This is a genomic window from Pricia sp. (assembly GCF_041745955.1).
Taxonomy (GTDB): Bacteria; Bacteroidota; Bacteroidia; order Flavobacteriales; family Flavobacteriaceae; genus Pricia.
In genome coordinates this window covers 1-10512 of sequence record NZ_JBGTHY010000152.1, presented here as the reverse complement: position 1 = coordinate 10512, position 10512 = coordinate 1, and the positions used below count along the sequence as shown (strand labels likewise).

General features: G+C 47.0%; 7 protein-coding genes and 1 pseudogene. 3 read left to right on the top strand and 5 right to left on the bottom strand.

Going from position 1 to position 10512, the window contains the following annotated elements:
• The 3 genes from ACEW8S_RS05535 to ACEW8S_RS05525 all read right to left on the bottom strand — a co-directional run.
• The coding region (locus ACEW8S_RS05535) for an amidohydrolase family protein (RefSeq protein ID WP_373517185.1) at positions 1-2088 on the bottom strand (2088 nt) is incomplete at its 3' end.
• 14 nt (positions 2089-2102) lie between these two features.
• A complete protein-coding gene (locus ACEW8S_RS05530; RefSeq protein WP_373517184.1) occupies positions 2103-3059 on the bottom strand; it encodes a uracil-DNA glycosylase family protein in 957 nt (318 codons plus the stop codon).
• Positions 3060-3229: 170 nt separating this feature from the next.
• On the bottom strand, positions 3230-5863 hold the full coding sequence (locus tag ACEW8S_RS05525; protein ID WP_373517183.1) for a glucosidase: 2634 nt from the start codon (positions 5861-5863) through the stop codon (positions 3230-3232).
• Positions 5864-6124: 261 nt separating this feature from the next.
• On the opposite strand from ACEW8S_RS05525, the gene ACEW8S_RS05520 reads away from it, so the two are divergent.
• Positions 6125-6595, top strand: a complete 471-nt coding sequence (locus ACEW8S_RS05520; protein WP_373517182.1) for an ankyrin repeat domain-containing protein — start codon at positions 6125-6127, stop codon at positions 6593-6595.
• Between the two features lie 85 nt (positions 6596-6680).
• Entirely contained in the window at positions 6681-7475 is a 795-nt protein-coding gene (locus ACEW8S_RS05515) for an amidohydrolase (protein ID WP_373517181.1), read from the top strand.
• On the opposite strand, the gene ACEW8S_RS05510 is transcribed toward ACEW8S_RS05515, so the two are convergent.
• Both ACEW8S_RS05510 and ACEW8S_RS05505 read right to left on the bottom strand, forming a co-directional pair.
• Positions 7459-9075 carry an Ig-like domain-containing protein gene (locus ACEW8S_RS05510; RefSeq protein ID WP_373517180.1) on the bottom strand — a complete coding sequence of 539 codons (1617 nt, stop codon included), beginning with the start codon at positions 9073-9075 and terminating at the stop codon, positions 7459-7461. The genes ACEW8S_RS05515 and ACEW8S_RS05510 overlap by 17 nt on opposite strands.
• 204 nt (positions 9076-9279) lie before the next feature.
• Complete coding sequence (locus tag ACEW8S_RS05505) at positions 9280-9948, bottom strand: ComF family protein (RefSeq protein ID WP_373517179.1); 669 nt, start codon at positions 9946-9948, stop codon at positions 9280-9282.
• Between the two features lie 97 nt (positions 9949-10045).
• On the opposite strand from ACEW8S_RS05505, the pseudogene ACEW8S_RS05500 reads away from it, so the two are divergent.
• Positions 10046-10512, top strand: a pseudogene (locus ACEW8S_RS05500) (hypothetical protein); the annotation flags it as partial.

Sequence of the window (10512 nt, the reverse complement as noted above, 5' to 3'; positions counted from 1 at the left end):
CAATATAGGCTCAAAATAGGCCGTGATGATGTATTTGGGGTCCGTATCCTCCTGTGTGGGATAGTATTCCTCGATCAAAAAGGGCAGAAATGCGAACCGGTTCCGGAAGGGGTGCGGCAAGATATACTTGGTATGCAGGTCGCGAAGCGAACTGAAAATCTCCAACAGTTCGTTATGGAATTGATGGTCGTCCGCCTCACCGCCCGGATCGGTTCTTGCGGCGTAGCCGATGTCCCGGATCATCAGGTCGATGCGATGTAGCGGATTTACCGCGTACATCGATTGTTTCAGTACCTGGTGAACGTATACTTCGCCGAGAACGATCTTGGCCTGCTGCAAAATGCACAGTTTTTCGGTAAAGGAAAGATTGCTGGACGATTTAAGGAAGGTAGCCAAAGCGATGGGTTCCTCTAGCGCGACGGATTTTAGACCCTCCAATACATAATCGCTGTTGGACAGGGAAAGCGACGGTCTCCCGTAGAACCCCGGAAGGCCTTTGCGTACGTAATCGGGCAGCGGATGGTACGACATTCTCCGGAAATGCTCATTGTCTTCGATAACGGTCAATTTATCCAGCGGTAAAGGTTCGGCCAGTTCACTGAACGGAATGCCCGCGCCCCATTCCAAATGTCCGTCCTCCAACACATGGCCATCGGCGTCGACGTGCATGTCCGGCACCAGGATCCATTCGATATGCAGGGGATTGTCGAATGACGACAATAGGGGATCGGCATTGGCATTTTCCAATTGGTCCGCCAATTGGTCCAGGTTCTGCAATCCTGCCGCAATTTTGTCTTGGGCGGCTTTTAGGGAGATACCGTTCAAAATATTTTCAGGGTCGGATTCCTTTAAATAGATATAGCGCGTAGCGTTTTCGATCTTGAACTTTTCAATATCCGAGGTTTCGAAGTCGAAATTGTTCAGGACCCGCTTTTGGGCACATCTCGGAACACCGTTTATGAATACGCCTAAAAGATGTTTCTCGGTAGCGCCTATCAATTTTTTATAGGGATCGCCATGATAGCCACTGACAATGAGCATATCGGCCTTCATTCCGACTTCCAGAGATCCTAGGGCATTTTCCCAGCCCAAGATCTTGGCGGGATTGGCGGTTACCATTCGAACCAATTCCTCATCGGTAAATATAGGTCCGGCTTCATGGTTTTTGCTCACCAGATAGGCTACTTTTAGTTCTTCCAACAAATTTTTGCTACCGCTCGGGGACCAATCGGAACCCAAGGCGATAAGCACTTTGCTTTCCTTGGCCGCCTTGACATCCGAAGTGCCACCGTAGAGAATCAGATTGCTCATGGGCGACCAGGTCATGGAGCCTTGCCGGTCACCAAGCACCTTGTAATCTTTCGGTTGTAAGGCCGTGCAATGTATGCCGTTCAGTTTGTTGGTGATGGCCCAGTCGGTGTCGTTGATCTGTAAATTGGTAAAGAAAGCCCTCGCTTTTTCATCGACGCCTTCCGATAGATGCAGTAGTCTGGCCTTGCTATCCGATAACGAGGCCAAAAATGCTTGGGCGCCTCCAGGTTTTACGTCCGCGATTCTGGTCAGGGCTTCCGGCAGTATCTCCTCATTGGTTTCCTCCACATTTCTAATGAGTCCGTGGAATACTTTTTTGGATAGGTTAGAATTGGCCAAGGTCAGTCCCTGAGAGGTGGTTACGCCCCCGATCATCGATTTGCATTCCACATACCGAACGATGGCCTCGGGAAAACCGGGCGATTTCCCTAGCGTTTGCATGGGTCCGGTAACATTGATCCGGTAGCCCTTGATACCGGCCCATTGCCCCCTGTTGCGGTATTGCTTGTCCGCTACCCAATACGGCAATATGTTATAGGGGAGGTGATTGTGCAGCTCTATCATTCCCGGATAGAGGGTGCCGCCCGATTTGATGACATCCGATTTCGCAAATCCCTCTGGATAGCCCTCGCTTTTGAGCCGTAAGGCCGTGATAATCCCGTTTTCCACGAATACCAGGCCCCTGTCGATAACGGTGGACGTTTTGTCCATGGTTACGATTCTGCCTTCCAGGGCATATTTTAGTCCGAAATGGGCATGTATGGTATTGTTGGGCATACTTTATAGGGAGTTTATACGGATTCCCAGATGATGTTTTTTATCCTATCGGCCGGGTCTCTCCGACTGTTGGTGCCATTGGTACCGTGCCAAGAGGGGATGCCGTAGGGCAGGTCGTATCTTGGGATATCGGTCAGGTGTAACGCCTTGTCCCATTTACCGGAATAGGGGGTGAGATCTACTATAGTGGCATCGTCCGGTTCCAGAAAATCGGCTATATCAGCCAGCTGACCGTTCCAGTTGGGATGTGTCGTGCTCTCGGGTGCCGTGGGATGGACTAGGTGGAATACTTTAATATCAGTATTGTTTTCCCAATGTTCCACGGCATGTTTGGCACCGGCCCCGAAGCTTAGGATGGCCTGAATGGGATTTCTCTCTAGGATAGTGTTGATGAGGTCATCCCTAAATTTTTTTAGTGGGACTTCTAGGGAAATACCTCTCATTTCGGTGTCGAACTGACCTTTGATGCTATAGGCAAAGGTATTTATTATGGTATAGGAACGGGTAATGCCCACTTTATTGAGAAACTTCTGAAGCCGCTGCCCCGCCGATCCGACAAATGCCCTTCTGGTAATGGCCTCATCCGTCGAGGGATCTTGGCCAATGACCAATACTCTGGCTGTATCGTCCAATCTTCCCCGGTACAGAACCCCTCCAAATGAGGTTCGAAACCGATCTGATGGATGGTTTAAATAATAATCTTCGGATAGGCTTGAAAATTTTTGGCCCCAGAAGGGCGGCGGACCCGGATCATATTCATTTTGGAGACTTGCCCGATAGATGCTTTGTGCGGCAAGAAAGAACGGGTTCGATCCAAGATCTGAGATGGCCGCTATTCCGAAGGCCTGCTTCAAAAGGTCCGCATCCTTTTCGGAAACGCCCTTGAGATTATCCACCGGCATTTCGCCCAAGGTTCTAAAGGAGGTCTCGACGTGGGATTTATTTACGAGTTTTTCCAATGCGAAAGACATATAACCAATTTTTGGGATACTGTCGGGGGAGGCTTGAAAGGCGCAGATTATTCAGTGCCTTAGAAAGTTGTCGCAATGTAATCCAATTCGGTCAGGGAAATTATTGGAACTTCATACCTTGTCGCTTTTTCTGTGTATTTGGTGCCGATTCGCACGATTCCGGTCGGCGCTCACCGATTGATCTCCTCGATCAAATTCGCCACCAATGCGGTCCATCCGGTTTGGTGGGCGGCACCTACACCCCGGCCATTGTCACCATCGAAATACTCGTAGAACAAGATAAGTTCCTTAAAATGCTCATCGGTATATTTCTCTTGGTGTAGCGCATTGACCGGGCGGTTTCCATGTTCATCCTTCTTAAAAATACGGATAAACCGTTTGCTGATCTCAAAAGCGATTTCCTTGAGGTTCAAATGGTTGTCGCTACCCGAGGGATAGGGGAATTTCAAATCGTTCTCAAAATAGTTGTGATATTCCTTGAGCGTGCTGATGAACAGGTAGTTCATGGGCATCCAGATGGGGCCGCGCCAGTTCGAGTTTCCCCCGAACATGTCGGTGGTGGATTCGGAAGGTTCGTATTGGATACAATAGGTGGCTCCGTCGATTTCGATATTGTACGGGTTCTCATGCGCTTTGGATAACGAACGAATGCCATGGTCGCCCAAAAATTCCGTTTTGTCCAATAGACTTTGGATCAATATTTTCAAGCGTTCGAGCGGCACCAACGACAAAAGCACGTCCTTATCGGGGCCATATTCTTCGATGACCTGGTATTTATGGGTATCCATGCGGTACTTTCGGTACCATTCCATACTTGATTTAAAACGGGGCAGTTTGTCCAGATGTTCTTTTCTGATGTTCAGCACGGCCGTCATTGACAGCAGTCCCGATATGGAGCGTACCTTGATGGGCAGCGATTGGCCATCGGGCAGGATCAGCTTGTCGTAGAAAAATCCCTCTTGTTCGTCCCAAGAACTCGACGAGTCCTCACTAATTTTATTCAGGGCCTCGGCGATAAACACAAAATGACCGAAATATTTAAGGCACATATCCTCAAAAGTGTCGTCGTGCATGGAGATTTCCAAGGCTATTTCGAGCATGTTGAGGCAGTAGAGCGCCATCCAAGAAGTGCCGTCGACCTGCTCAAGGATGCCATCGCCGGGTACGCCGTTGCTACGGTCGAAGACCCCAATGTTGTCGAGGCCCAAAAACCCGCCTTCGAATACGTTGTTATTGAGTTGGTCCTCACGGTTGACCCACCAGGTGAAGTTCAGGGCCAGTTTGTTGAACATACGCTTCAGGAATTTGATGTCGCCCTGGCCTGTTTTGCGCTGTTCCATCTGATAGATCTGAATGGCCGCCCAGGCCTGTACCGGGGGGTTCACGTCGCTGAAGTTCCATTCATAGGCAGGGATTTGTCCGTTGGCGGCCATATACCATTCCTTTGTGAACAGCAGCAGTTGTTTTTTGGCGAACCCGTGGTCGACCATCGAGAAGGTGACGCAGTGAAAGGCGCTGTCCCAAGCCGCGAACCAAGGGTACTCCCATGCGTCGGGCATGGAAAGTATGTCGTGGTTGCGCAGGGTTTTCCAGTTGCTGTTCCGGCCGTGAAGACGTTCTTGGGGCGGCGTGGTGTCCGAATCCCCTTTCAGCCATTGTTCCACATCGTAGTTATAGTATTGCTTCGTCCATAGTAATCCGGCAAAGGCCTGTTTTTGGATTTCCCTTTGTTCTTCGGATGAATTTACGGTCAGCGCCTCTAAGAACGATCGGGATTCCTTTATTCTTTCCGAAAAAACGGCATCGAAACTTTTGCCAAAGGGGGAAGCCAAGGTCTCTGGTGTAAACCGTAACCGGATAGTCTTGGTTTCTCCCGCTTCAATGTTCAGTTCGTACAACGGTGCAAACTTGGTACCTTCGGTGTTTTTTTCGGCAAGCGAATAGTCGCCACTAATTACGGCCTCATTGAAAAGGTCTTTTTTAAAGGGATGGTCGTTAGTGCCGTTAAAGACCCGCTCCATATTTGTCTCGTTCTGGGTAAAAAGAAGTTTGTTCGGGGTATCGAAATACAGGTTATACTTGCCGACATAGGTGTGGTCGACCGAAACATGGGGGGATTCTTTTTTGCCATGCTTTTTGATAATAGGTTTTTCGGGCATCCCGGTAAAGCTCCAGAAATTACGTATCCAAAGGGTGGGAAGTAAGGTGACGGGTGCGGCATTCGGCCCTCGATTGCTAATGGATATTTTTATGAGGATGTCCTCTCCTTCCGCCTTGGCATATTCGGTATAGACATCGAAATACGCGTTGTTGTCGAAGATACCGGTGTCCAAAATTTCGTATTCAAGGTCGTTTTTTCCCCGTTTTTGGTTTTCCTCGGATAGTTGTGTATACGGAAATTCGTCTTGCGGATATTTGTACAGCTGTTTCATATAACTGTGGGAAGGGGTATTTTCCAGATAATAGTACAATTCCTTCACATCTTCGCCGTGGTTGCCCTGAGGACCCGTCAGGCCATAAAGCCGTTCTTTTAAAATCGAATCTTTTCCGTTCCAAAGGGCGACCGCAAAACAGATGTTACAGTAGCGGTCCGAGATGCCCGCCAGGCCATCCTCGCCCCAGCGATATGTGCGACTGCGGGCATGATCGTGCGGAAAATAGCTCCAGGCATCGCCGTTCGCGCTATAATCTTCTCGCACGGTTCCCCATTGGCGTTCGCTCAGGTAAGGTCCCCATTTGAGCCAATCTTTCTTTTTGGAGTAGTGTTCGTCGAGTCGTTGCTGTTCTTTGTTGTTTTCGGCCATATAAAGTTATGTACGGGATTAACGTTGAAGATATAAAATTTAGAAACCTTCCTAAGTTTTAATTGTGATAGCATTAAAAATCTTATTTAAAGCGTCTGACCCAAGCTGTTTTTTTATACTTTCGGATATCGGATGAAATACAAATGCGAACACAAGCTCAAAATAAAATAGTAACCCAATAATCCCCCCAGCCCTTTGCTTTTTTATCCGGTACTTTTGATCACCTCCATACAATAAACCATAAATACCGAACAACGAGCTATGAACGAAGTTTTTTTCGACGAAATACGAAACGGCAACCTTAAGGAAGTCAAGGCCATGTTGGCCAAGAACCCGGTGCTGCTCGACAGTAAAGATCAACGCGGTTCGACCCCGCTAATCATGGCCACCTATTACGACGAACCCGAAATCACCGACCTGTTGTTGCAGCACGGGGCTAAGATCGATGCCAAGGATGCCTCGGGCAATACGGCCTTGATGGGCGTTTGCTTTAAGGGATATACCGATAGTGCCGAAAAGTTGATAAAAAAGGGCGCGGATGTAAATGCACAGAATGGGATGGGGGCGACCTGTTTGATCTACGCGGTAAACTTCAACCGCCCGGATATCGCCAAACTGTTGTTAGAAAAAGGTGCCGATACCACAATTAAGGACAATCGCGGCAATACGGCCTTGGACCATGCGAAAATTCAGGGGGATCCTGGTCTAATTGGGTTGTTGGAAAAACCATAACCTCGGTCGATGCCAGAACAATTGAAATCGGAATTTGATTTTACCGGTAGACCGAAGCTACCCTTTCCCCAATTTTGAAAACGATATGAAAGCATCCTTAAAAACAGCCCTGATACAATCGCCATTGGCCTGGGAGAACCCGGAAGCTAACAGAACCCATTTTTCCAAGGTTTTACGGGATGTTTCTTCGGATACCGACCTTATCATACTTCCCGAAATGTTCAATACCGGTTTTACGATGAACCCCGAACATATTGCTCGGGAAGAAGGCCCGAAAACCGTGGATTGGATGCAGCAAAAAGCTCTGGAAACCAATACTGCGATAGTAGGAAGCCTTCCTTTTTTTGAAAACGGCAGCTACACGAACCGCCTCTTTTTCGTCGAACCCAGCGGAAAGATCGCGCAATACGACAAACGCCACACCTTTACCTTGGCAGGCGAGGACAAGGTCTACAGGGCGGGCACCGAAAAGCTGATCGTGAATTTTAGGGGTTTCAAGATATGCCCCATGGTCTGTTACGATCTACGCTTTCCCGTATGGTCGAGAAACACCGAAGATTACGATATGCTTATCTATGTCGCCAACTGGCCGAAACCCCGAATCACCGCTTGGGATACCTTGTTAAAAGCAAGGGCCATTGAAAACATGGCGTATTGTATCGGCGTGAACCGTGTAGGAAGTGATGAGGTAGGACATCAATATATCGGGCATTCCGCAGTGTATGACGTTTTGGGCGAGCAGATCGCTTTTTCCGAAAAGGAAGAAATTGTTTACGCTACCTTATCCAAAGAACATATCACGGCTACAAGGGAGAAATTAAAATTTTTGGAGGATAGGGATCATTTTGAATTGACTACCGACCTCAATCCCGTATCCTAAAAGTTTCCTCCAATTCCCAATTCGCCCGCACCTCGACGGTGTCCGGGTAATAGCTGACCTTTTCGGGCTGTCGCTTTTTAAGATAGTCGCCGGTATCCCATTTTTGGTTGGCATTTGTATCGAAAATCACACGAATGAAATACTTGGCCGGTTCTATGTTGTTAAATTCAATAGCTTTTGGTTCGGGGGCGAAGATTTCACGTTTTAATATGCCCTGTTCGTCTATCAATTCTACAATTAAGGGATATGCCGAACTATCTGCTTCGATATTGAACCTCAGATTGCCGAGGTCGGCGTAGCTTGGGGTCGATAGGTTGTAAACTATAGTATCGTTGGTCTCCCCAAAGAAATCGGTAATCGCCCCGGGCAAAAGATCGAGTTGATAGTTTTGGTTGGGTTCAATCTTGAAATTGAAATCCACCTTATTTTCCAAAGTATCAAGGCCCGTTCTAAAGGAAACCGCCAAAGAATCTTGGTCCATCATACTTATTTTGGTCGTGTCAAGGACCGAAAGCGGGGTGTTTGCCCCTATATAAAATGGGTCATTAAAATTGAGCGAACCATTTTGATTGGCATTCAATTGCAAGGAATCGAGGCCCACTTTTCGACTTTTTACGGTAAAAGTGTCGATTACCTTGGCCTTCTCGTTGGTAACGGTAAACATGATGGAATCCATTTCAAAGGATGTGAACCAATAATTAAGGGTGTCCTTATCACGTTGTTTCAATATTTTGGTGCTAACGGTATCCGGTAGGGGAGTGAGCGGGGTAATCGCTATATCCCTAGCATCACCGAAGTAACCGAATTGAATGCGGTTCTTTGATACTAAGCTGGGTACGGCCATGTTGTAGTTGGGCACTTCCTTGAAAAGGGTCAATAGATAGGTAGAATCCGTGGGCAGGGTCAAGGTGTCTTCCATGAATCCTATTTTGTCGACGTTCTGATCGAATATATTGTTCTTGGCCTCGTCTTTTAGTGCGAAAAGTTTATACTGGCCTTCCTTGAGGTTCCGTAAACGAAAAATGACAGTACTGTCCAAAGTATTGGTGATGTAGTTCGGCGGTCGTTGAAAAATAGTAGAATCGGTATACGCCGTATCTATTTCGTAGAGCATCACACTTATAAACGCATCGGCCTTCCTTTTAAAGGCATCCTGTATTACCCCGGATACTTTCAGCGAATCGATATAGTCTCCGGTAGAGAAAACATAGGTCAGAAAACTGCTGGGGTTACCCTCGTTATTGTCCTGTACGCTTTGGCCAAAATTGATGGTATAGGTCGTGTTTTCGCGTAAGGTATCCTTGAATTTTAGTTCAAGATATTTGCTCGCACCGCCTTGGGGTTTGATTTCCGGTTGGTATTTCAGGGGCGGGGAAACGATCAGTTGGTTCTGTATGTCCTGCAACTTGATGAATTCATCGAAATAAAGGCGTATCCTCTTGGCCTCAAAATTAATGGTCATACTATCGGGCTCGGTCTTTACGAGTTGAGGTGGGGAAATGTCTTTCGGCCCCCCGCTAGGACTTCCCCGCCGCGCGCACTGCCAAAGGGCGGTCGCTAAAAGAAATAGAAAAAGAAATGCCACAAAACGACGGATCATCTAGCTGGAATATTGAACTCGTCTTGAGTTGTTCTTTTACCTCGGTTCCAAACAACAACTCAAGACGAGTTCATTGGTGACAAAGAAACGATTATTTTGGTAGCAGGTCGAAACGATAAAGGGATTTTTAACATTCTGATACGGCCAAACGCTTTACGCTAGACCCTATCGCCAAGGAAAGCGTTCGGCGAAGAGCGAATTTCGTCAGTTCCACAACTTCGGCACAACGGCCATACTTGCCAAATAAATCGTTGTTCCCGTTGCTTGTAGCAAGGTTTGGGCACAGGCTTCCATGGTGGCGCCCGTGGTAATCACATCGTCGACCAAAAGAATATGCTTGCTTTTTAAATAATCGGCATTCGATAAGGTATAGAGGGACTTATCGTCTTGCCATCTGCCAATTCTTCCCTTTTTGGTCTGGGTCTTGGTGTTCGCCGTCTTAATGAGGATGTGATCTACATATTCCGCTTCGAGATGATTGGCCAATTTTTGGGCAAACCCGGCCACTTGATTATAGCCTCTACGCCTCAATTTTTTAGGATGCAAAGGTACCGGAACAACCATATCGACAGTTTTTACCAATTCCCCATTCCCTTTTAAAAGCTGTCCATACCAATCTCCCAAAAATTCGCTTACGCACTCTTGATTTTTATATTTTAAATGATGGATCAATCGCTGTACGTTGCCATTTTCCGAGAAAAACAGGAAAGAACTGGCCTTTTTTATGTTAATTCGACCATAAAATATACGGTCGACGGGGTTTTCATCGTTAAAGCTGTACTCGGTGAGCGGCATATCGTTTCGGCAAAGGGTACAGATAAGTTCCTCTCCTCGGTGCAACTGTGCAGTACACCCAAAACATATCCGGGGCATTAAGACCGAATTGATATCATTTAGTATCTTTGTTAAATTATGAATCAGCATAATAGCTCGCCTTTAAACCATCTTCTTAAAGCCCACACTCCCCAAAATGGACGGTCAAGATAAGCAATTCAATTATAAGATAGTCCTAACCGCTCTGGTTGCCGTTATTATTGGTATTCTCATCGCTTTTTATTATAGTTATGCGCAATCGAGAAGTCAGATGGCCTTTTTGGAACAGGAAAAGGGACTGCTAGTTAAAGACCTTACCATGATGAAAACCGACGTCGATCGGCTTTCCGCGCTCAACGAGGTTAACGAAATCGAGCTTGAAAGCTCGAAATATCGTGTTCAACAATTGCTTGATTCCATCGGCCGATTGAATTTTACCGTAGAAAAGTTGCGGGAATTCAAGACCGAACTCCGCCGACTCGAGGCGAAGAATGACAGCCTCAAACTCAAGAATAATTTTATGAAGTACAACAATATGTTGCTATCGGACAAGAACGAGGAAACACTAAAACAGATGGAGGAACTCAGAAAGAAGAGCAGTTCCTTGGCAGAAGCGGAGGCATT

Excerpts from the sequence above, each read along its gene's own strand:
- ACEW8S_RS05525 (WP_373517183.1), bottom strand. The coding sequence starts at position 5,863 with ATGGCCGAAAACAACAAAGAACAGCAACGACTCGACGAACACTACTCC.
- ACEW8S_RS05520 (WP_373517182.1), top strand. The coding sequence starts at position 6,125 with ATGAACGAAGTTTTTTTCGACGAAATACGAAACGGCAACCTTAAGGAA.
- ACEW8S_RS05510 (WP_373517180.1), bottom strand. The coding sequence starts at position 9,075 with ATGATCCGTCGTTTTGTGGCATTTCTTTTTCTATTTCTTTTAGCGACC.
- ACEW8S_RS05505 (WP_373517179.1), bottom strand. The coding sequence starts at position 9,948 with ATGCCCCGGATATGTTTTGGGTGTACTGCACAGTTGCACCGAGGAGAG.
- ACEW8S_RS05515 (WP_373517181.1), top strand. The coding sequence starts at position 6,681 with ATGAAAGCATCCTTAAAAACAGCCCTGATACAATCGCCATTGGCCTGG.
- ACEW8S_RS05530 (WP_373517184.1), bottom strand. The coding sequence starts at position 3,059 with ATGTCTTTCGCATTGGAAAAACTCGTAAATAAATCCCACGTCGAGACC.